The 21,370-nt window shown below is 71.6% G+C and carries 19 protein-coding genes and 1 pseudogene; 14 read left to right on the top strand and 6 right to left on the bottom strand.

Annotated features, from left to right (window positions below):
• Window positions 1–185: 185 nt before the first annotated feature.
• Window positions 186–653, top strand: coding sequence for a calcium-binding protein (locus ACQPYE_RS21795; protein ID WP_498713929.1), 468 nt, complete (start codon window positions 186–188; stop codon window positions 651–653).
• Window positions 654–1,173: 520 nt separating this feature from the next.
• A complete protein-coding gene (locus ACQPYE_RS21790) occupies window positions 1,174–1,791 on the top strand; it encodes an AfsR/SARP family transcriptional regulator (RefSeq protein ID WP_498713927.1) in 618 nt (205 codons plus the stop codon).
• A gap of 12 nt (window positions 1,792–1,803) precedes the next feature.
• Here ACQPYE_RS21790 and ACQPYE_RS21785 read toward each other — a convergent pair whose 3' ends face one another.
• Together ACQPYE_RS21785 and ACQPYE_RS21780 are read right to left on the bottom strand one after the other, a co-directional pair.
• On the bottom strand, window positions 1,804–2,553 hold the full coding sequence (locus ACQPYE_RS21785; protein WP_498713925.1) for a GAF and ANTAR domain-containing protein: 750 nt from the start codon (window positions 2,551–2,553) through the stop codon (window positions 1,804–1,806).
• A gap of 51 nt (window positions 2,554–2,604) precedes the next feature.
• Entirely contained in the window at window positions 2,605–3,330 is a 726-nt protein-coding gene (locus ACQPYE_RS21780; protein ID WP_498713923.1) for a GAF and ANTAR domain-containing protein, read from the bottom strand.
• 523 nt (window positions 3,331–3,853) lie between these two features.
• Here ACQPYE_RS21780 and ACQPYE_RS21775 point away from each other — a divergent pair.
• Window positions 3,854–4,165: an STAS domain-containing protein gene (locus ACQPYE_RS21775; protein WP_498713922.1), complete on the top strand. Its 312-nt coding sequence runs from the start codon at window positions 3,854–3,856 to the stop codon at window positions 4,163–4,165.
• On the opposite strand, the gene ACQPYE_RS21770 is transcribed toward ACQPYE_RS21775, so the two are convergent.
• Window positions 4,101–4,583: a hypothetical protein gene (locus tag ACQPYE_RS21770; protein WP_498713920.1), complete on the bottom strand. Its 483-nt coding sequence runs from the start codon at window positions 4,581–4,583 to the stop codon at window positions 4,101–4,103. The two genes, ACQPYE_RS21775 and ACQPYE_RS21770, sit on opposite strands and share 65 nt — an antisense overlap.
• A gap of 685 nt (window positions 4,584–5,268) precedes the next feature.
• Here ACQPYE_RS21770 and ACQPYE_RS21765 point away from each other — a divergent pair.
• A complete protein-coding gene (locus tag ACQPYE_RS21765; RefSeq protein ID WP_498713918.1) occupies window positions 5,269–6,321 on the top strand; it encodes a fatty acid desaturase family protein in 1,053 nt (350 codons plus the stop codon).
• A gap of 142 nt (window positions 6,322–6,463) precedes the next feature.
• On the opposite strand, the gene ACQPYE_RS21760 is transcribed toward ACQPYE_RS21765, so the two are convergent.
• Entirely contained in the window at window positions 6,464–7,798 is a 1,335-nt protein-coding gene (locus ACQPYE_RS21760; RefSeq protein WP_498713917.1) for a hypothetical protein, read from the bottom strand.
• A gap of 648 nt (window positions 7,799–8,446) precedes the next feature.
• Between ACQPYE_RS21760 and ACQPYE_RS21755 the strand changes: the two genes are divergently transcribed.
• Complete coding sequence (locus tag ACQPYE_RS21755) at window positions 8,447–9,175, top strand: calcium-binding protein (RefSeq protein WP_498713915.1); 729 nt, start codon at window positions 8,447–8,449, stop codon at window positions 9,173–9,175.
• Window positions 9,176–9,244: 69 nt separating this feature from the next.
• On the opposite strand, the gene ACQPYE_RS21750 is transcribed toward ACQPYE_RS21755, so the two are convergent.
• Window positions 9,245–10,417, bottom strand: a complete 1,173-nt coding sequence (locus ACQPYE_RS21750; protein WP_498713913.1) for an NsdA family TPR-like regulatory protein — start codon at window positions 10,415–10,417, stop codon at window positions 9,245–9,247.
• A 146-nt stretch (window positions 10,418–10,563) separates the two neighbouring features.
• Here ACQPYE_RS21750 and ACQPYE_RS21745 point away from each other — a divergent pair.
• Window positions 10,564–11,400, top strand: a pseudogene (locus ACQPYE_RS21745) (phosphoketolase family protein); the annotation flags it as partial.
• Between the two features lie 279 nt (window positions 11,401–11,679).
• Here ACQPYE_RS21745 and ACQPYE_RS21740 read toward each other — a convergent pair.
• Window positions 11,680–12,195: a hypothetical protein gene (locus ACQPYE_RS21740; protein ID WP_498713911.1), complete on the bottom strand. Its 516-nt coding sequence runs from the start codon at window positions 12,193–12,195 to the stop codon at window positions 11,680–11,682.
• 427 nt (window positions 12,196–12,622) lie between these two features.
• On the opposite strand from ACQPYE_RS21740, the gene ACQPYE_RS21735 reads away from it, so the two are divergent.
• The 8 genes from ACQPYE_RS21735 to ACQPYE_RS21700 all read left to right on the top strand — a co-directional run bounded on the left by ACQPYE_RS21735 (window position 12,623) and on the right by ACQPYE_RS21700 (window position 21,354).
• The gene (locus ACQPYE_RS21735) at window positions 12,623–13,660 is read left to right on the top strand and encodes an NsdA family TPR-like regulatory protein (protein ID WP_498713909.1); all 1,038 of its coding nucleotides are present in this window, start codon (window positions 12,623–12,625) and stop codon (window positions 13,658–13,660) included.
• 74 nt (window positions 13,661–13,734) lie between these two features.
• A complete protein-coding gene (locus ACQPYE_RS21730; protein ID WP_498722960.1) occupies window positions 13,735–13,905 on the top strand; it encodes a ferritin-like domain-containing protein in 171 nt (56 codons plus the stop codon).
• 56 nt (window positions 13,906–13,961) lie between these two features.
• Window positions 13,962–14,117 (top strand): hypothetical protein, encoded by a 156-nt coding sequence (locus tag ACQPYE_RS21725; RefSeq protein ID WP_498713907.1) that lies wholly within the window; start codon window positions 13,962–13,964, stop codon window positions 14,115–14,117.
• 565 nt (window positions 14,118–14,682) lie between these two features.
• Window positions 14,683–15,537, top strand: a complete 855-nt coding sequence (locus ACQPYE_RS21720) for a class I SAM-dependent methyltransferase (RefSeq protein WP_498713905.1) — start codon at window positions 14,683–14,685, stop codon at window positions 15,535–15,537.
• Window positions 15,534–18,407 carry an AAA family ATPase gene (locus ACQPYE_RS21715; RefSeq protein ID WP_498713902.1) on the top strand — a complete coding sequence of 958 codons (2,874 nt, stop codon included), beginning with the start codon at window positions 15,534–15,536 and terminating at the stop codon, window positions 18,405–18,407. Before ACQPYE_RS21720 ends, ACQPYE_RS21715 begins: the two co-directional genes overlap by 4 nt.
• Before the next feature lie 179 nt (window positions 18,408–18,586).
• Window positions 18,587–19,303 carry a 7-cyano-7-deazaguanine synthase QueC gene (gene queC / locus ACQPYE_RS21710; protein WP_498713900.1) on the top strand — a complete coding sequence of 239 codons (717 nt, stop codon included), beginning with the start codon at window positions 18,587–18,589 and terminating at the stop codon, window positions 19,301–19,303.
• 37 nt (window positions 19,304–19,340) lie between these two features.
• Window positions 19,341–20,099, top strand: coding sequence for an FkbM family methyltransferase (locus ACQPYE_RS21705; protein WP_498713899.1), 759 nt, complete (start codon window positions 19,341–19,343; stop codon window positions 20,097–20,099).
• Window positions 20,100–20,112: 13 nt separating this feature from the next.
• Entirely contained in the window at window positions 20,113–21,354 is a 1,242-nt protein-coding gene (locus ACQPYE_RS21700) for a glycosyltransferase (protein WP_498713897.1), read from the top strand.
• Window positions 21,355–21,370: the final 16 nt, after the last annotated feature.

The following is a 21,370-nucleotide window of genomic DNA, read 5'->3' as shown; positions in this document are numbered from 1 at the left end:
CCGTTGTGGGGCAACGACAGGCGCCTCAACCGGCAGTGGGCCGGCAGTGGGCGTCGGACGCCTGTGCGCGCCGGAGGTGGCGATGGACCGACCCGCCGAGAGCGCCGCGAGGCGTCACGCGTCGGTGACGCGTCGTGGAACACGCTGTGGTCATCCGGATTTCCGGAGATGAAGCGGAGGACGAAGTGCGAACTCGACAGCTCTACCCGATCCTGGCCGCAGGCGTCCTGGTCGTGGGCGGTTTCCTGGGCGGGGGTGTCGCCTCGGCGGCGGTTCCGTGCACCACCGGTCCCAACGTGACGCAGAACGACACCACGGTGTTCGGTTCCGGCGGGAACGACACGATCGACTGCACCAGCGCCAACCCCGGCAAGACCGTCTACGGCAGCGGTGGCAACGACACCATCACCGGCACCGCCTACATCGACACGATCTACGGCGGCACGGGCGACGACACGCTCACCGGCCAGGTCGGCGACGACACGTTCTACGGTGACCTCGGCACGGACACGCTGAACGGCTCCGCGGGCAACGACGCGCTCAGCGGTCCGGGCACCGATGTCGCGCAGGACACCCTCAACGGCGGCGACAACACCGACTCCTGCGGACCCGTCGGAGTGCCGCCGGACCTCCGCAGCAGCTGCGAGTCGTAGCCGCTCGGGCGGCACGGAACGACCCGCGGACACGACATGCCGTCGACGACCAGGCCCTGGAAGGGGACCGGGTCGCTTCTCGTGTCATCCCGGGTTCTGTGAACGTAACCCCTGAACGGGTGGTTTGAGCGACGGCGCATCCCGCCTCACGCGTGACGGATTCGTTTGCTGCCAAGGGATCGGCCGCGACCGGGCCGTTCACCGTGCCCGCGCTGGTAACCTGGCAGGCAGGACGTCAGTCGACGGTTCCACCGCAGCCGGCTTCGACTCGGCCGCGAGTGCGCGAGTTCGGCGCACACCGTGCACGTCAAAGCCGGAAGGCCACCCGTGACCATCTTCTCGGACCTCTTCGACACGACGCCGCCATCGGGCCCGTGACCTCGCTCGCGGCGCCGGAAGCGCACTTGGCGGCCCGCGGGCGCCGAGCCGGTTCGCGCGTCGCGCTCCTCGACGGGTTCCGGCTCGTCCAGGGGCCGACGTAGTCCCGATCCCCGGTGGAGCCGAGCGCCTGCTGGCGTTCGTGGCGACGCGCCGGCGGGCCGTGGGGCGACTGCTCGTGGCGGGTTCCCTGTGGTCGGACGCGACCGAGGGCCACGCCTACGCGGCCCTGAGGTCGACGTCGATCCGGATGAACCGAGCCTGCCGGGACACGCTGCTGGTCACCCCGTCCAGCCTGGAACTCGCGCCCGGTGTCTGGGTCGATCTGCACGACGCCCAGGCGCTCGCCCACCGCCTGCTGGAAGCCGGTCCGCACGCCGCGGTGGACCTGGGCGTGGAGGCGGTCGCCACCCTGTCGTCGGAACTGCTGCCGCTCTGGTACGACGACTGGATCGCCTGCGAGGCCGAGGACTGGCGCCAGTTGCGGCTCCACGCGTTGGAGGCGGTGGTGGACGGTCTGGTCGCGGCGCGGCGCTTCGGTGACGCCACGGCCGCGGCGGGCGTGGTCGTCCGAGCCGATCCGTTGCGGGAGAGCGCGCAGACCGCCCTCATCCGCGTCCACCTGGCCGAGGGCAACCGGTCCGAGGCGGTGCACGCGTTCGACCGGTTCAGCCGCCTCCTGCACCTGGACCTGGGTCTGGCGCCCACCCCCGCGCTCCGGGAACTGGTCGGAGGCCACGCGAGGCCGCTGCGCGGCTGACCGGCCGTCCGGTCAGCGTCGGAGTGGCTTGACCTTGGTGGGTGGTGCGTCGAGGAGGCCGAGGGTGTCGATGGTGCCCGCGATGACGTCGTGGGCGACGCGGCTCAGCTTGAGGTTGTGCCCGCGGGCGTAGCCGCGCAGCGCGGCGAACGCGGTGTCCATGTCGACCCGGAGGCGTTCGGCCACCAGCCCCTTGGCCTGCTCGACGACCACCCGGCTGTTCAACGCGGCCTGGAGCTGTTCGGTCAGCACCTGGTGGTGGTGGATCGACCGTTGTTGCAGCAGGCCGATGGTGGCCACGTCGACCAGTGCCGTGGCGGTGCGCAACGCGGTGGCGTCCAGCTCCCCGGACCGGTTGCGGAAGAGGTTGAGCGCGCCGATGACCTCGCTGCGCAGGCGCATGGGCACCGCGTCCACGGCGGCGAACCCCGCGGCGGTGGCGGCGGCGGTGAACCTCGGCCACCGGCCGTCCGCGTTGGCGAGGTCGGGGTGGCTGACCCTGGTGCCGGTGGCGAACGCGTCCAGGCAGGGCCCGTCGTCGTTCTGGAGCTGGAAGAGCTCCAGCAGCCGGGCTTGCTCGTTGGACGACGCGATCATCTGCAACCTGCCCCCCTGGTCGGCCAGCAGCAGTCCCGCGGCGTCGACGTCGAGGAGTTCGACGCACCGGTCCACGAGCATGTGCAGGAAGTCGATGACGTCGAAGTCCTCGACCAGGGTGTCGGCCAACTCGACGAACGTTTCGACGAGACGTTCACCGTCCATCGCAGCCACCTCCGCTGGTGTGCTCAGAGTGCGGTCGTGTTCCGTGCGTGCTCACGGTCGTCCCCCGTCGCCGTCGAACCGCCGCCGGCGGGCCACCACGTCGGCAGCCAGCCCGCTCAGCGGCACCTGCTCGGCGAACGCCCGTGCGCGCAGGTGGGCGAACGCGTCGGCCATGCCCAGACCCAGTTGCGCCGCCACCATCCCGGTGGCCTGGTGCACCTGGGGGTTCTGCAGCGGGAGGGCGTCCGCGGTGACGTCCGCGGTGTTCAGGTCGGCCTGCTCGTCCAGCAGCAGTCTCAGGGCCAGTTCCGCGAACGCCAACGAGTCGGTGAGGGTCGTGGCGTCGAGGTGGCCCACGTCGACCCGGTACAGCGACAGCACCCCGACCCGGATCACGCCGACGCACAGCGGGAGCGCGAACAGCGAGGCCGCTCCGGTTTCGACGGCCAGCGGCGCGAACATCGGCCACCGGGCCTGGCTGGACGGGGCGTCGAGGTCGGCGACGAGCGCCGGGCCGCTTCCGCGCCAGACGTCCACGGCCGGGCCCTCGCCCACCGTCACCTGCAACTCGGCCAGGCGTTCACCCAGCGCGTCCGTGGCGCACCTGACCTCCGGCCAGCCCGAGGTGTCCACGGTGAGCACCGCCCCGCTCACGCCCAACCGGACCACCGCGGCCTCGCAGAGGGCTCCGACCGAGACGGGCCCGTCCAGTTCATCGGCCTTCTCCGCGACCCAGCGACTCACCTGCGCCAACCGGCTGGTGGTGTACCGGGCCATCCGGAGACCTCCCAGTCGCCTGGTAACAGGGGCGCGACCCGCATCTCTCGCACGGTGGGAACACGATCGTCCTGACTTTACGCGCGGCAACCCCGCCACTTGCCGGCCGGGCCGGCCGGATGCCGGCACCTCACCCGAACGCGCATCGAGGCCGTCCGACCCGCGAAGGGCCGGCACGGGGTGCCACCGCGGTCGGCGGCGTGACCGTCCGCTCCGCCGGGGTGGAAGGCGGTCACGACGAGGCCTTGAGGTCGCAGGAAACCCGCGGCACGGGTGGTGTCGGTTCGAATGCCGGCGCTCGATGCACCCTCGGTGCTTCCCGCAGTGCGCCGGCCGAAGTCACGAAAATGATTTCCCGAAGTCCCCGGGCGGGTGGCGTGGAAATACTCCGAGCGCTGGAAACGTCCGGGTCGGATTTGGCATCGTCTTGTGCGGAGATCTCGTCGGGCGATAGGCTCGATGCCTGAAATTCGTCAGCCCGCCCGGACCTCGCGGCCGCCATGCTCAGGCGAGGAGAACCTCCGTGGGTGACAAACTCCGAAGTGCCGCTCGACCGCCGTCACCGGAAGTCGTGGTCCCGTCGGCCGGCGAACTCCTGGCGGTCGCGGTGCGGCCGCTGTCGGCTCTCACCCTGCTGTGCGCGGTGTCCGGCGAAATGGACGTGTCCACCGCGCCTTACCTGCGTGACCGTCTCCTGGAGCTGATCAGCTCCGCCGGTCCGGACCTGGTGGTCGACCTCGGCGAGGTGGGTTTCCTCGGCGCGGCCGGCCTCACCGTCCTGGTGGAAGCCCGTGCCGCGGCCGCGGCGTCCGGGGAACCGCCCGCTGCGGGCTGAGCGGTCCCGTGTCGGACGTCACCGCCTGCGCGCAGGCGGTGAGGACGGCGGTGGTCGCGCCCGCGGAGGCGGCGTAGGCGGCGGCGCTGGCCGCGGCGGCGCTGAAGGTGGCCAGGTTGGCGGCGGACGCGTTGATGGCGGCCGGCGTCCCGGTGAGGACACCTTCCGCGAACGCCTTGGCCGCGGCTGCCGCTGCGGCCGAGTCGGCGACGTTGGCGGCTGCCGCGGTGGCCGCGTTGGCACTGTCGACCGCCGCGGCGATGGCGGTGGCGCAACCGGCGGGAGGGGCGGCCACCGACACCTGGTGCTCGGCCGCGACCCGGTCCGGAACGGGCGCGGCGCTGCTGATCGGCGCCACCGCCAGCGCGGTGAGGGCGTCGGCGGTCAGGATCGAGGCTGCGATGCGTCGAACGTTCATGGGGTGACTCCTGTTGTGGGGAAAGGCGAGCCCCGGCATGCCCGAAAAATCTCTCGGAGTGCGGGAACAAAGTCGATGGAAGTGAATCGGCTCATACGTCGAGCATGCACCCGGCAGTTCTGAAAACGCGGGATGTGCTCGTTCGTGTATGAATTCGGTGTGCCTGGTCGAGTGCATTCCACGTCGACCTCGAATCGTCTTCCGGCAGCGGTCGGCCGCGTCCGGTGGTGCTCGGCGTGCGCCTGCCCGGTTGCGGGGAGAAGCGGTGGGTGCGACCATTGAGGTCATCACGGTGACGCCTCCAGGATTCGACGGCGTCGTCTGCGGTGGTAATGCCGCCTCAGACCCCGGCGGCCTGTGGTCACACCAGGTGCGATCGGGAGGTCTGCGGTGAACGGGCCGGCACGTGCCGGGTGTCACACGTGATCGAGAACGGGAACCCGCCGACCGTCGGTCGCGTTCGACCCGATGACGGGCAACTCCGGCTCGTGGGCCATCCCGTCCACCGAAATCTCCAGGGCGTCACCGGATCGCACTTCCCCGGCCTCGTGGTCCTCCGGAACAGACCACGCCGACTGATCGGCCGGCCGGACCCTCCTCCGGGCCTCGCTCCACCTCCAGGTCACGGGCACCGTGAGGACCGGGAAGCGGAGCGGGTGCCCGTTCACCCGGAAAGCAGATGTCCATGATTCCCTCACCCACCGTCCCCTCGCCACCTCCCGATGCCCGGCAGGGCAGCGACTTCGCCCGCTTGACGCGGGAGCTCAAGGACGCCGGCCTGCTGGACCGGCGGCGCGGGTACTACGCGACGCGGATGGCGATCAACGTCCTGCTGCTCGTGGTGGCCGGAGTGGCGATGGCGCTGCTGGGCGACTCGTGGTGGCAGGTGCTGACCGCGGTGCTCCTCGCGGTGGTCTTCACCCAGTTCGCGTTCATCGGCCACGACGCCGGACACCGGCAGATCTTCCGCAGCCACCGCCACAACGACATCGTGGGCCACCTGCACGGCGGCATCACCGGGATCAGCTACCAGTGGTGGGTGAGCAAGCACAACCGCCACCACGCCAACCCCAACCACGAAGACCACGACCCCGACATCGAGATCCACGCCATCGCCTTCAGCCGCGCGCAGGCAGGCGAGAAGCGCGGCATCTACCGGTGGGTCACCAAGTACCAGGCGTTCCTGTTCTTCCCGCTCCTGCTGGTGGAAGCGGTCGTGCTGCGGATCTCGGGCCTGCAAGCCCTGTGGCACGGGGAGCTCAAGCGCCCCTGGAGGGAGGCCGCGCTGCAAATCCTTCCGGCGGCGGCGTACCTCACCGCGGTGTTCCTGGTGCTGTCCCCGCTGAAAGCGGTCGTGTTCATCGCGGTCCACCAGGGCCTCATGGGCGTCTACCTCGGCTGCTCCTTCGCCCCCAACCACAAGGGCATGCCCATCATCGCCGAGGGGCAGCGGCTGGACCACCTGCACAAGCAAGTCCTCACCTCCCGCAACGTCACCGGCGGCCGGTGGGTCGACGCGCTGCTCGGTGGCCTCAACCACCAGGTGGAGCACCACCTCTACCCGCACATGCCCCGCCCCAACCTCCGCCGCGCGCAGCCCGTCGTCGAGGACTTCTGCGCCCGCAACGGCATCCCTTACAGCAAGGCCGGCCTGCGGTCCTCCTACGCCCAGGTGCTGCGCCACTTGCACGACGCGGGTGCGCCCCTGCGCGCCGCGCGCCGCGCGCCGCTGGGCTGAGAGCGGCCGACGTCCGACCGGGCCCCGTTCAGCTCGTCGGTGGCGTCGCGCGGAACCGGAACTCCACCTGCGGCCACGACGGGGCTGGTGTGCCTGACGATTGCCAGGCGCACCAGCCCCGCGGCGGGGCCGCCGCTGCCGATCAGCAGCTGCAGACGCCGCCGTTGTTGACGCCGGCCACGCCGTTGGCGCCGACCAGACCGGAAGCGCCGTTGGGGTTGGTGATGGTGTTCACGCCGGTGCCGCCGTTGACGGTGCCGGCATTGCCCGTGCCGGCCGCACCCGCGGCACCGCCCAGGCCGCCCGCGCCGCCGGGAGCGGCACACCCGGTGCCACCGTTGCCGCCCGCACCACCGTTGCCGCCGCTACCGCCGGTGTTGGTGATGACGTCGTTGTCGGCGTCACCGTTGACGTTCCCGGAGTTGCCGACGCCGCCGGCGCCACCGGCACCGCCGACGCCACCCGCTCCACCGGGCTGGGTGGCACTCAGACCGTTGCCGCCCTTGGCGCCGAGGCCACCGAGACCACCGAGACCGCCCTTGGTCTTGAGGACGTCGGCGCCGCCGCCACCGTTGACGGTCCCGGAGTTGCCGATACCGCCCGCGCCACCGGCGCCACCCACGCCACCGGCGCCGCCGCCGCTACCGCAGCCACCGATCCCACCGGCGGAACCCGCACCGCCGGCACCGCCGGTGGTGGTGATGTTGTCGATGCCGCTGTCCGTGGTGCCACCGTTGACGGTGCCGGAGTTGCCGACCCCGCCGACGCCCGCGGCGCCACCGATACCGCCCGCACCCGCTCCGCCCGCGATGGCCCCGCCGTTGCCGCCCAGCCCGCCGACGCCGCCGAGGCCGCCCTTGCCGCCGGTGGTGTTGACGGTGTCGCCGCCGACCCCGCCGGTGATGGACCCGACGTTGGCCGCGCCGCCGACGCCGCCGACCCCGCCGTTGCCACCGGCGCCGCCCGCACCGCTGTTCAGCCCGGTCCCGCCCGGACCGCCGGCGCCACCGTTGCCGCCGAGACCGCCGGTGACGGTGATCTGGTCGACGCCGTCACCGCCGTCGACGATGCCGGTGCTGCTGACGCCGACGCCGCCGCTGGTCCCGACGCCGCCGTTGCCGCCCGCGGTCCCCGCCGGGGTGCCCGCCGTGCCGTTCGCACCGGGAGGGCCCGTCGCCCCGTTGAGGCCGGCGGTGCCGGTGATGATGATGGTGTCGTTACCCGCCAGCGTGGAGATCGTGCCGGCGACCGGGCCGCCGCTGATGGTGATGACGTTGGCGTTGGCGGTGCCGGTGACGACCTGACCGGCGGGCACGCCCGCGGTGCAGGTCACGTTCTCGCCGATCCGGACACACCCGGCCGGGTCCGCGGCGTAGGCCGAACCGGGAGCCACCAGGGCGAATCCCGCCACGGTCCCCAGCCCGATCAGAGCACGTCGAACCCGTGCCGCCGTGGTGCTGCGCGTGGTCGATCGCATGACTTTTCTCCACATCGTGTAGTGGTTCTTTTCTCCTCGGCGCCGTCGATGGGCACGAGGAGGTCGTCGTGGTGGAAGCGCGGCTTTCCGGTTGATCCGCAGCGGATCGTTCTGCGCTGCCGGGCCAACCCTGTGCCGTTTTCTCCACATGCACAAGCAAATCGGCGGTTCGTCATACCGTCGCGAGGAATTCCCGGCGACGGAGGAATTTTTAATCCTCGCGCGCGGGCCTGGGGGTCAAACATTGATTACGGGTGTTCCTCGTCACCGGAGCCGGGACGCTCGCCATTGAGGGCCGTACCCGGCGGTCGAGATGATGGCGTCGATTCCGTTGCGCGGGTCGGAACGGCTCGGTTCTCTAAAGTTACGCTCCGCAAGATCGCTCATGCCGGTGGTGCGGCCATTCGGGCGACGCAGCACCAATTCTTGCGACAACAGGAGTAGCGTCCTGTGTCGCACCCCGGACCTCGGTGACGTGGGCTGACCTCCAGAAGCGGTTCGCGCCCACGGGCCGAGGTTTTTCGTGTGTGGAGGAAATGGACGCCGACAGTCACGCCGGCTGTGGTGGGGTGCGATTCGCACCAGGTCATTCGCGCCAGCGCGTCACGCTGTGCGGGTCATCGCTGACAACCTGTCAAGGAAACGAGCATGGAAATCCTGAAGAGTCGCATTCGTCGAGGGGTCGTCGCCACGCTTGCCGGCGTCCTCGCCATCCCGTTCTTGTGGGCGATCAGCCCCCTGACCGCCCACGCCGCCGTCAACTGCGTCGTGAGCGCCGGCGTCACCCAGACCGACACCGTCGTCATCGGGACCCCCGGCAACGACACGATCGACTGCGGCGGCACGAACCCCGCCAAGACGATCAACGGCAGCGGTGGCAACGACACCGTCACCGGTTCCGACCTCGACGACATCGTCAACGGCGGCGATGGCAACGACACCCTCACCGGTGGCACCGGCGCCGACACCCTCAGCGGTGGCCTGGGCATCGACACGATCTCCGGCAGCGCCGGCAACGACATCCTCGTCGGCGCCTCCAACGACGGCAGCCAGGACAGCCTCGACGGCGGCCTCGGCACCGACACCTGCCAGGGGCCCGCGCCGGACCCCGACATCCACGCGAGCTGCGAGAACACGAGCACCCCGCCGGGATCGGGACCGGGCTCCGGCACGGGGAACGCGACCGAGCTGTGCACCGCGACGGGTGGGGTGCTCACCCTCACCGTGAACCCGGTGGGATACGTGTGCGTGTTCAACCCCCTCAGCGCCGGCAACCGCCGCGTCACCGAGGCCCGCGCCATCTGCACCGGAGCCCAGGGGACTTTCGTGAACCTGCTCCCGCTGAGCTACGCCTGCCTCCTGCCGACCACTCCGTAACCCACCCGCGCCACCGGTTGACCCAGTGGCTCGTCACGCGACTCCGGTTGGCGACGAGCCACTGGCCCTTCAGCGCCGTGAGGTCGGCTTCTCCGCGATCTGGTACGTGTCACCACGGCCGGAGGACGGCGGCCGGAACGCGCGGATGCGGTCGGCGAGGTTGCGGGCCCCGCGGTGGGACCGCCGCCGCTGCGCCTCGTTGCGCAGCGGTCGCAGCCGCTCGACGGTGCGGTGGGACGCCAGTTGCTCGCACAGGTCGACAGCACGCGCCCCGACCTCCACCCCCGCGTCCACCTGGTCTTCGAGCAAGTGGGAAGCGGCCAGCGAGATGAGGCTGAAGGCCCGACTGCGGGCCATGTCGACCCCGTGGTCGTTCACCGCCGAGGTCAGCAGCAGGACGGCCATGCGCGCGTACTGCGGATCGGCGACCTGCGCCAACTCGGTGTAGACGATGCCGGTCAACGACGACAGGTCGTGGGGAGTGGGCAACCCCCGCGACCCCGGCGCCGGATCGCCGGACGACCGGGCCAGTGCCTCATCGAGGTCGGCGAGCAACGCCAAGGCGCTTCGCTCCTGCCCCAGCCGTGCCCGTGCCCACGCCGTGTTGGCCCTGATCAGGGCCACCACCTGCGCGGACCCGGTCGCGTCGGCTGCCAGCCCGGCGAGCCGGAACTCCTCCAACGCCCGGGTGGGGTCGTTGTGGTGCAACGACATCCTCCCCATCCGGCAGTAGACGTCGGCGATCACCGCCGTGTCGCCGACCGACGAGGCGATCCGCAACGCGGTGCGGAAGTACTCCGCGGCGGCATCGGACATCCCCGTGTCGAACGACGACCACCCGGCCACGCTGTGCAGGTCGGCCACCGCCGCGTGCAGCCGGGCCTTCGCGGGACCGGAGGCGGAGGTGTCCAGCAGTCGCACGGCCGCAGGCAGGCGGTCCACCGCCGCCGCACGAGCGGCAGCACCGCCGTACCGGTGATCCAGGGCCCACATCCGCCTGGTGAACGCTTCCAGGTCCGCAACCTCCGACAAGCCCGTGGACGGAAGGGTCGTCCGGGGTTTTAACGCGCTCAGGGCAGCGTTGTCGGACTCGTGTGCGGGTTCGAGCACCTTACCTCCGGACGCCGACGGAACCGGTCCGCCGGGGTCTGGGGCAAACGCGGGACGATCTTCCCACGCACCTTTCGTCGACGGCTCGTCAATCACACGAAGGTGTATCAGTCCGGTCAGGAGGATCACCATGACGAAGAGGCGCGTGTCCCAGGCCCCCCGGCAGGGGGCTCAGGTCCCGGTCGGGTAGGGACCTGAGGCACTGCCCGGCGACGAGGGCGCGGAGGAGGTGATGGGGACGGTCGTCCGACGGGCGGTCGAACCGACGAGGAGTTCCCGTGACGCTGACCGAACCGGCTCCCACCCGCACCCGGTCGGACCTGGAGTTGGTCGATGCCTACTGGCGGGCGGCGAACTACCTGTCGGTCGGGCAGATCTACCTGCTCGACAACCCGCTGCTGCGTGAACCGCTGCTCCCCGAGCACGTCAAGCCGCGGTTGCTCGGGCACTGGGGGACCACACCGGGGCTGAACCTGCTGTACGTGCACCTGAACCGCATGATCAACCAGCGCGACCTGGACGCGCTGTTCGTGACCGGCCCCGGTCACGGCGGTCCCGGCCTGGTGGCGAACGCGTACCTGGAGGGGACCTACAGCGAGGTCTGCTCACCTGTCACCGAGGACGTCGAGGGGATGCGGAGGTTGTTCCGGCAGTTCTCCTTCCCCGGCGGCATCCCCAGCCACGTCGCGCCCGAGACTCCCGGTTCGATCCACGAGGGCGGCGAGTTGGGCTACGCGCTCGTGCACGCGTTCGGCGCGGCGTTCGACAACCCCGACCTCACCGTGCTGTGCGTGATCGGCGACGGTGAGGCGGAGACCGGTCCGCTGGCGGCGAGCCGGCACTCGAACAAGTTCCTGAACCCGGTGACCGACGGCGCGGTGCTGCCGGTGCTGCACCTCAACGGCTACAAGATCGCCAACCCGTCGGTGCCGGCCCGGATCCCCGACGACGAGCTGGCCGCGTTGATGCGCGGCTACGGCTACACCCCGCACTTCGTCGCGGGCGACGATCCCATGACGGTGCACGAACTGCTCGCCGACACCATGGACGCGGTGCTCGACGACATCAGGGCCATCCAACGCGACGCCCGCGTCGGCACCGTTCCCGCGGTGCCCAACTGCACTGGCTGATCGCTCCTCGGCGACACACACCGGACGCTCTATTCATGTGAATCATCGACACCAGGAGCACGGCATCATGGGAATCGTCATCATCGGTGGCCTGATCGACTCCGTCATCGGCATCGTCAACGGCGCTGTGGCAGGCATTCTCGGCGCCGCCGGCGCCGTCCTCTTCCCCCTGCTCGGAATCTGACCGCAGGACCCGATCGGCGCGACCGCCGCCAGGTGAGAACCGGCGGGGGTCGCGTCGATCAATCACATTTCCGGCAAGGCTCAGATCGGGTAGCTGGAGATGTCGCCGCAGGTGAGAGGGCCTGGTTCGGGGATGGGGGTGATGGCGGTGTGGCAGACCTGGACGGTGACGCGGTCGATGGGTACCGGGACCGGGGTCGGGACGATCGGCACGGTGAGCGCGAACTCGAACTTGGTCGCGCCGGTGGTGCTCTGGCGCTCGGTGTCGACGACGGTGCGGCCGCTGTAAGCGGTGAACACGGCCACCGCGACGGCGCGGGTTGGCGGAGCGCACGGGGTGATGTCGCGCAGCGCCACTTCACCGGTGACCTCGACCGAGGTCACGGGCAGGGGCGAGGGGTCCGGTTGCGCGTTGCGCCAGGCCAGTTGGCCGGTGGTGTGGCTGCTGAGGCAGCGGTCGGTGTGCTCGGCCTTGAACGCCACCGACGCCGCGGCGGGGTCGGCGCTCGCGCCGCCGGTGAGGGTGAGGGTGGTCGCGGCGGCCGCGAACGCCACGGCGGCGGCGCGACCGATCCTGGATAGCAGGGGTGAGGTCATCGAGCGGACTCCTTTGTCCTCGCTTCGAATGTTCCTTGGTTGAACACTCCCACCGATTCCCTCGGAAACCCCGTGTCCGGCACCGATACCGGGCACGGGGACAGGGCCAGTGGGTCGTAGGTGATCTCCTGGTGGTCGTGGCCTGGTGGACGCGTGGCTGATCACCTGGCCGCCGCGGGCCGACCGCGCCGTCGCGGTACCACCTCTGCCACGCAGCGGCACGCGACTGCGGAGTCGAACGCGGTGCCGGTTCGGCAGTCGCCCGGGACACCGGCATCTACTGCGCCGACAAGTGCCCTTCCTGTCCCATTCCTCGGCGGGGTTGCGAAGTCGACCCAGGTGCGACGATCGCCGAGCGTCACTGGAGTTGAGCCATGCGGGTGCTCTGTGCGGCGGGTGCCGACGGGGCGTGGGAGGCTTTTCGCGCATGTCCGCCCCGGACCCCGGCGGCCCGCCGATCGTTGTGGTGGTGCCTTCCGGGAGGTATGCCTTGTCCGATGCGGAACCGTCGGTGCCCGAACACGGGCCGACTCGTGTCCGGTTCGCGGACGTCGTGGAGTTGGGGGAGTTGACGCGGCGCCTGCGGGCGCGGGACTACCGGCACGGTGGGGTGGGTCCGCGGGACGAGGCGGTGGCGGCGTTGCCGGTGGCGTTGGCGATGCTGGGCGTGCCGGTGGCCGAGCGGCTGGTCGGGCCGCTGCACACGGCTGTGGCCGACCTGCACGCCCTCGCCGGCTGGGCGTCGTTCGACATCGGCTTGGTCGACGCGGCCCGCCACTGCTTCCGAACCGCGTTGCGGGTGTCGGCGGCGGTCGGCAACGCGTCGCTGACGTCGAACGTCTACTACCGGCTGGGGCGGGTGCGGCTGCACCACGACGACCCGGTGGGGGCGCTGGCCGAGTTCGGGCTCGCGGAGCCGCACGCCCGGGCCAGCGGGTCGGCGCGGGCGATGGCGCTGGTGAAGGCGAACCAGGCGTGGGCGAAGGCGCGGCTGGGTGAGGAGGACGCCGTGCTGGCGTTGCTGGCCGCCGCGGAGGGCCGGTTCGCCGCCTCCGGTGGTGAGGCGGTGCCCGGCTGGATGGCGTTCTTCACCGCCACCGACCTGTCGTCGTTGGTCGGGGTGGTCTACACGGAGCTGGCCCAGCGGGTGGACCCCCAGTACGCGGGTCTGGCGGTGCCGAAGTTGACCGCCGCCGCCGAGGGCTTCGGTCCGGACATGGCCCGCAGCCGGGCCTTCAGCCTGATGTCGCTGGCGACGTGCCACCTGCTGGAGGACCGGGTGGACCTGGCGGCGGTGGTGGGCCACCAGGCGCTGGACCTGTGCTCGCGACTGGTGTCGACACGAACGGTCGAGCGGTTGCGCCCCCTGCGCAACGAAGCGGAACGGCGACGGTCCCACCCGACCGCGCGGGACCTGGCCGAACGCATCCGCACGTTCCGCACGATCCCGAGGCACTCGGAATGACGTTGCGGGGGGAGTGGTGCGACGAGAGCCGTGCACGCCAGTGGACCAGGACGCGGCGATCGTCGCTCTGAGAGATCCTCTTCGACGAGATGTCCCACATGGCGTTGGTGGGCAACATGCTCAGCGCCATCGGTGGCACCCCGGTACCGGCGCGGGAGGACGTGGCGCCCCGCTGTCCGGGCTCGTTGCCCGGCGGTGTGCGCCCGGAGTTGGAGATCCACCTGGCGGAGAACCCCACTACCTGAAGCAGGGAGAGCTCTTCCACTACTACGCCTTCCACGAGCTCCACCACGGCCGCAAGTTGCAGCGGGTCGGTGACCGCTGGTCGTTCACCGGGGCCAAGATCACCATGCCCCGCACCTACGCGGCGGCCGAGGTGCCTCCGGGCGGCTGGGCGGCCCACCCCGCCATCAGCCGGCACTGCTGCCCCGAATACCGCTTCACACGCGACGCCTGATAACCCGCTCGCCTGATTGTCGACTCGCCGCACAATGCGGCGTGATAGCGAGTTCGCGTCCGGTGTCGTCTACGCGGGCGGCAATGGCTGTCGGTTGCCGGCAATAAATCCCTCTTGGTGATGTGGACGTGAGAAGCGCAATTTCGCCATGAACTCCAGGCCGTCGTGGGCCGTCGGCGTTATTCGCGGTGAAGTAGAATTTGACAGACGTCCGACCGGTCGGTATATGCCTCGCCGGCGGGTGTTCGCCCTGCTCCGAACGGGTTACCCGGCTGTTGACGGACAGTTGCGGTTCTTCGGGGAAGGCGCGATTTTATCAGGGGTCGGGAGCGGAACCAAGCATTTCTGGGCATACTTCGGCGACCGTCGAGGATTGACATAGATTACTTGATTAAGTAAGAATGAAATTGTCGATTTCGATGGAGGTGCGCACGGAAAACGGGCCGAGTCGCCAACGCGGTTGCGGCACCGACCCACCCTTCGCCGGGGTGCGGTGTGCGTACGTCGAACGACCTTCGAACTGCCCCCGTGACATGGAGACTTCGTGACGACGAGCGAACCAGTGATGTCCGCACCTCGCCCCGGCTTGACCGCCGCAGAGGTCCGGGAGCACCCGTGGTGCGGTCCGGCGGACCGCAGGCCCGCCCGCTACCGCGGTCCGCACCGGCTCGGCAGGGACGGTTGGGTGAACTTCACGACCAGGCTCGAACGCGGGGAGGAGATCGCGATCATCCGCGCGGCCGTCGCCGACAACCGCCGCGTGCTCGACGTCGGGGGCGGCACCGGGGAGATCGCCCACGCGGTGGCGGCGCAGGTGGGCCGGTGCACGACCGTGGAACCCCACGCCGACCGGGTGGCCTCGTTGCAGGCCTCCGGTGACGGCGTCATCGACGTGCACCCCGGGCACGCCGAGTCACTGCCGTTCGCCGACGGCGCCTTCGACGCGGTCTACGCCACCTGGGTCCTGCCGTACGTGGACGACCCGGAGCGGGCGGCGCGGGAGATGGCGAGGGTGTGTGACGCGTCGGCCCCGGACGCGAAGGTGGTGCTCATCGGGGGCTCACCCGACAACGAGCTGGTCGCGATGCTGAACGAGGTCTGCGTCCCCCTGGCCGGTGAGGAGCCCGACCACCAGGGCTACCTCCTCGCGACCGCCGCGGCGGTGTTGGCCGAGCACGGATTCGACCGCTTCTCGCTGCACCGCACGGAAGCCGCGCTGCACTTCCCGGAGGTCTCCCTCGACCAGCGGGTGGACGCCGCCTGCTCGGTGCTCGGCGATTTCTGGTACGAGGGGCACCCCCGCGTCGAGGACATGCGTGCCGCCCTGAGGCCACGCGTGCGACGTCACTTCCGGCACCGCCCGCACGCCGTAGGGGACCAGGCGACCGTGCTGGTGGCCCGTCCCGGGACACCGTCGTGAGCGATCGGTCGCCCGCGGTCTTCGTGGGCAGGCGTGCGCAGCTCGGCGCGCTGACCTCGGCACGCGACGACAGCACGCGGGAAGGGCTGGTCACGTGCGTGGTGACCGGTGAGCCCGGGGTGGGGCGCACGGCGCTGCTCGACGCGTTCGTCGAGGGTTCCCGCGCCGGCGGGGACGCGGCGGTGCGCTTGAGCGGGCAGTGGCGCGACCGTCGCGGTCCGGCTGCCCTGGTGGACGACCTGGTGCGCGGCTTGGCGGCGCTGTCCCCGGACGACGTGGCGCAGCGGCTCCGCACGGCGTGGCACGACGCGTCGACCGGAGCGGCGGAGCCGACGGGCACGGTGGAGCCCACGGCCGAACTGGCGGCTGCCGTCCGTGACGCGGTGGTCGGGTCAGCCGGGCGGTCCTGCCTCGTGGTGGCCGTGGACGACGTGGACCAGGCGGGAGCCGGTGGGGCGGTGCTGCTGCACCGCGTGCTGGCGGCGTGCGCCGACCTGCCGGTCGTGGTGGTCGCGTCCCTGAGGCCGGGCGCCTCGGTCGCGATGGCGCCGGAGCTGGGCGAACTGCTGTACGGGGCCAGGTGGGTTGCGCTGGACGGGTTGTCGCGGTCCGAGACCGCGCACCTGTTCGAGGCCCGCACCGGGACGCGCCCGTCCGAGGGGTTGATCGCAGAGTGCCACCGGCTCAGCGCGGGCAACCCGTTCCTGCTGGTCGAGCTGACCGCCTGGGTGGCGGCCGGGCCGCGGGGCACACGTGCCCCCGAGGAGGTGCGCGCGGCCGTGTTGCCGCAGGTCGCGCGCCGGATCCTCGGCTGGGTCGACCGGGTGGACGCCGACGCCAGGGTACTGGTCGAGGTGCTGTCCCTGGTCGACCGCCACCGCAGCACCGACACCTCGGTGCTGACGCGTCTCAGCGGGCTCGACCAGCACCGCGCGCTGGGCGCGCTGGACGTCCTGGCGCGCATGCGGCTCGTGACCGACGACGACGCGGTCGTGCTGCGCCACCCGCTGTTGTCCAACACCGTGGCCGCCTCCACGACCCTCGTGGCGCGCAACGCCGTCCACCTCGCCGCCGCCGCCCACTTGCACGAGCGCGGCGCGCCGGGCGACTGGATCGCGGACCACCTGGTGGCCTCGACGGTCCCCCCGATCGGCGAGTGGTCGGTCGGCGTCCTGTTGCGCGCGGCCCGTGCGGCGGACCGCGACGAGGACGCCGTGCGCTACTTGGAGGTCGCGGTGCGCACCGCGTCGGGGGACGAGCGCGGCCACGCGCACCTGATGTTGATCGACGTCAAGCTGCGCCTGGACCGGGTGGCGGGGCTGGACTCGGCCGTGGCGGCGCTCGGGCATGCTCCCGACGAGCCGACCCGGCGCGGGTTGCTCGCGCGCATCGCGGGCGCCGTCCAGGTCGGCGACACCGGGGCGGACGGACAGGACGTGCTGCACCGGGTGGCCGTGGCCGTGGAGGGCACGGCGTCGCAGGGCTGGTCCGACCTGTACCGCCTCCTGTCCGCTGCCCTGGACAGCCCGCCCTCGATGGCGGTGGAACTCGCCGAGCGCTTCCTGGACGACGCGGACGCGTCCGACGGCCACCGGGGGGTGGAGTTGCGCATGGCGGTCCTGGCGGTCAGCGCGCTGTGCGTGCGCCTGCTCGACCGCGACGTGGACGAGGCGCTGCGGCGGGCGCGCCGGGTGCTCGAACGCGGGCTCGACGAGCTGACCTCGCACCCCGCGGCGTTGACCGCGGCCCTGGTCGTCCTGGCCGACGCGGGGCAGCGGGAGGAGACCGAGGCGTGCGTCCGCAGACTGCGGCGGCTCGTGCCGCACCCGTCCGCCGCCCTGCGCGCGGGCCTGGCGCTCGTGGCCGGGAGGACCGCCGTGACCGACGGCGACCTGGCCACCGCCGAGCAGCGGTTGACCGACGGTCTCGACACCCTCCCGGAGTGCCCGGCGGGTGCGGTGGCTCCGATCCGGGCGAACCTGGTGGCGCTCGCCGCGGACGTGTGGCTCAGCCGGGGTGACCGGGCTCGGGCCGCGGCACTGCTGAAGCAGCACGGGTACGCCGGTTCCGTGCGTCCCGCCTGGTACCACCGGGAGGTGCTGCTGGTCAGGGTCCGGTTGCGGGTCGTGGAGGGCGACCTGGCCCGGGCCCGGCGGGACCTGGCCGAGCTGCACGCGCTCAACGAGGACTCGGGGTTGCCGCGGGTGGGCTCGCTGTTGTGGCGGGTGCACGGGGTCGCGCTGCTGGACACGCTGGGCTCGGTGGAGGAGGCCACCCGGGCGGCGGGCGAGCAGGTCCGGTTCGCCGAGGGCACCGGTTCTCCGCAGGAGCTGGGGCGCGCGCTGCGGGCGTGGGGTTGGGTGAGCGGCGGCGCGGTGGGCGAACAGCTCCTGCGCAAGGGCATCGCGCTGTTGCAGGCGGGTCCCGACGGCTGGGAACTGGTCCGGGCGTACTGCGACCTCGGCCGGCTGCTCACGCGGGGTGGCAGGCACCAGGACGCGGTGGTCGCGCTGACCGAGGCGGTGCGGCGGGCCGACCGCTGCGGCGCGGTCGCGCTGGGCGAGCAGGCCCGGCGGCAACTGCTCGCCGCAGGCGGCCACGCGGTGCAGCACGTGCCGCTGCGGGGTGTGCTGACGTTGACCCGCCGAGAGCGGGAGATCCTGCTCGACGCGGTGCGCGGGCTGACGAACAAGACGATCGCGGCGACCCGCCGGATCACCCGCCGCACGGTGGAGCTGCACCTGTCGAGCGCCTACCGCAAGCTCGACATCGCCGGGCGCGACGACTTCCCGGACCTGCTCGGCCACCCCGGCGTGTGGGAGCTGCTCACCGACGGCGCGGCGCGGGTCGGTCGACGGCCCTCGGCGTGACGGCCGACCGCCCCGACCACCCCGCGCGGCCGGTGCGGACTTCGGCGGCGCGGCGCCGTCCCTCTCGGCATCGGCCGTGATGTGCCGGCCCCCACCCGCGAACCACACTCGGGTGCGACGTGCCGACTCCGCCGGACCGGCACCGCGGACGTACCGACGCACCAGCGCCAGGAGGCCAGATGGAACTCGACGAGAGCCGGTCGGACCCGTTCGTCGTGGTGGTGGTGCTGTCCGGCGGCCTGGACTCCACCACCCTGATGGCGCACTACGCCGCGCAGCGCCGGGGCATCGTCGCGGTGACCGTGGACTACGGGCAGCGGCACCGGCGCGAGATCGACTCGGCGCGCCGGGTCGCGGAGCACTACGGAGCGGTCCACCAGGTCGTCGACCTGAGCGGGTTCGGGGCGCTGCTGGGCGGTTCCGCGCTGACCGACAGCGCGGTCGACGTGCCTGAAGGCCACTACGCGGAGCACTCGATGCGTGCCACGGTGGTGCCCAACCGCAACGCGGTGCTGGCCAACGTGGCGGTGTCGATCGCGGTCGCGCGCCGCGCGGGCGTGGTGGCACTCGGGATGCACTCCGGCGACCACTTCATCTACCCGGACTGCCGGCCCGTGTTCATCGAGGCGCTGCGCGGGCTGGTCGCGGTGGCGAACGAGGGCTTCCCCACACCGGAGGTGCAGGCCCCGTTCATGGCCTGGACGAAGGCCGAGATCGCCGCGCACGGTGTCGCCCTGGGTGCGCCGCTGGAGCTGAGCTGGTCCTGCTACAAGGGCGGCGACGTGCACTGCGGCGTCTGCGGCACGTGCTACGAGCGGCGCGAGGCGTTCCGCGACGCCGGGGTCGCGGACCCGACCGGCTACCTCGACGCCACCACGACCTTCGCCGCTCCGTGAGACCGCGGACGTGGCCGCCGCACCAAGGAGGACACGCATGACGGACCTGCTCGACGTCACCTTCGGCGGAGGCGTCGGCTTCTGGGCGCCGCACGAGGGCGAAGCGCGGTGGCAGCACGAGGAGATCTTCGACCAGGGCTGCTACGACGGCATCCGGCTGCGCCCCGACGCGCTGGTGCTCGACGTGGGCGCGAACATCGGGTTGTTCACCTACTTCGTCAAGCGCGGGTGCCCGGAGGCCCGCATCCGGGCCTTCGAACCCATGCCGGCGGTGCTGGAGGCGTTGCGCCGCAACGTGGAGCGGCACGGCCTGCGGGACGTGACGATCGAGGAGTGCGCCTTGGGCGCCGAGGCCCAGGACGAGGTGCTGTTCCACTACTACCCGCTCGCACCCGGCAACTCGACCAGGTACCCGCAGGACAAGGAGCTCCAGATCGCGGTGCTGTCCCGGCTGGGGACCGAGGAACACGTGCGGGCGCACTACGTCGGCGAACCGGTGCGCGTGCCGGTCCTGCGGTTGTCCTCGTTCCTGGTGCCCGGTGAGCGGGTCGACCTGGTGAAGATCGACGTGGAAGGCGCGGAGCTGACCGTGCTGCGGGGAGTCGACCCCGGGCAGTGGGCGTCGATCGACCGGTTCGTGCTGGAGGTGCAGGACCTGGACGGGCGGCTGGACGAGGTGGGCGCGCTGCTGCGCTCGCGGGGCTTCGAGGTCACCGTTCGGCCGGCGCCGCTGATCCCGGCGGAGATCCGCACGTTCGTCGTGCACGCGACGCGGCCGAACCCCGCACACGACTGAGATCGGAGGAACGGTGTCGTCCGAGCACCCGAACGGGCCGCGCATCGCGGTGGTGATCCCGACCTACAACCGGGAGGCCCTGCTGCAGGGCACCCTCGAAGCCCTGGTCCGGCAGGGGATCCCCGCGGCCGGGTTCGAGGTGGTCGTCTCCGACGACGGCTCGTCGGACCGGACGCGCGGCGTGGTCGACGGCTTCGCCGACCGGTTGGCGATCCGGTACCACTTCCAGGAAGACCTCGGGTTCCGGGCCGCGGCCGCCCGCAACGCCGGGGCGCGGCTCACCACCGCCCCGGTGCTGGCCTTCGTCGACGCGGGCGTGCTGCCAGGACCGGATTTCCTGGCCGCGCACCTCGCCGTCCACGACGCCGACCCCGACGCGCCCACGGCGGTGATCGGCTACACCTTCGGCTACCGGCCCGACGAATCGGCCCCCGTCATCGAGACCAGTGCCGCGATGACGTCCGAGGAGGCGGTCCGCCACTACCGCGAGTCGCCGGACTTCGCGGATGCCCGTCACCTCGCGTTCGAGCGCTTCGGCTTCGACCTGAGCCGCTGCACGGTGCCGTGGCAGTGGTTCTGGTCGATGAACTGCTCGGTGCGCGCGGAGGACTTCCGGGCGGTCGGCGGTTTCGCCGAGGAGTTCCGCGGCTGGGGCGGTGAAGACCTGGAGCTCGCGTTCCGACTCTTCCGCCACGGCACGGGTTTCGCCGTGAGCCGGGACGCCTGGGCGGTCGAGGCGCCGCACCCGAAGGCGAGCGCGTCGAACCCGGACAGCAACACCGCGAACCTCCTCACGTTCCTGCGCGCGCACACCGAACCGGTGGTCGAGCTGCTGTGGTCCTGGTTCGCCCGGCTGGGTACCGGGCTCGAGGTCGACCACGAGTGGAACGTCGAGGACGAGCACCTGCTCTACCTCGACGCGCTCGACGAAGCCCGGCCGGTCGACGTCACCGATGAGTTGGCGGACCTGCGCGAGGTGGCGGCCCACAAGAGGGTCGCGGTGTTCGGCTGCGGTCGCGACGTCCCGCCGTGGCTGGACTCCGCGGTGCTGTTCGACTTCGACCCCGACGTCGTGAACTCCGCCCGGAGCGAGGTGCGCCACGCCATCGGGGTCCGCACCACCTTGCCCGACGACTCCGTCGACCTCGTCTTCGTCACCTCGCGGCTGCGGAGCGTGTGGGGCCGTTGGGGCGCCGAGATCCTGCACGAGGCCGGTCGGATCGGCACGCAGGTCCGCAGCCCGCTCGAAGCGTGATCACGGGCGGACCGCT

Source organism: Actinosynnema sp. CA-299493 (assembly GCF_050946825.1).
Lineage (GTDB): Bacteria > Actinomycetota > Actinomycetes > Mycobacteriales > Pseudonocardiaceae > Actinosynnema.
This window is presented reverse-complemented; position numbering and strand designations above follow the sequence as displayed.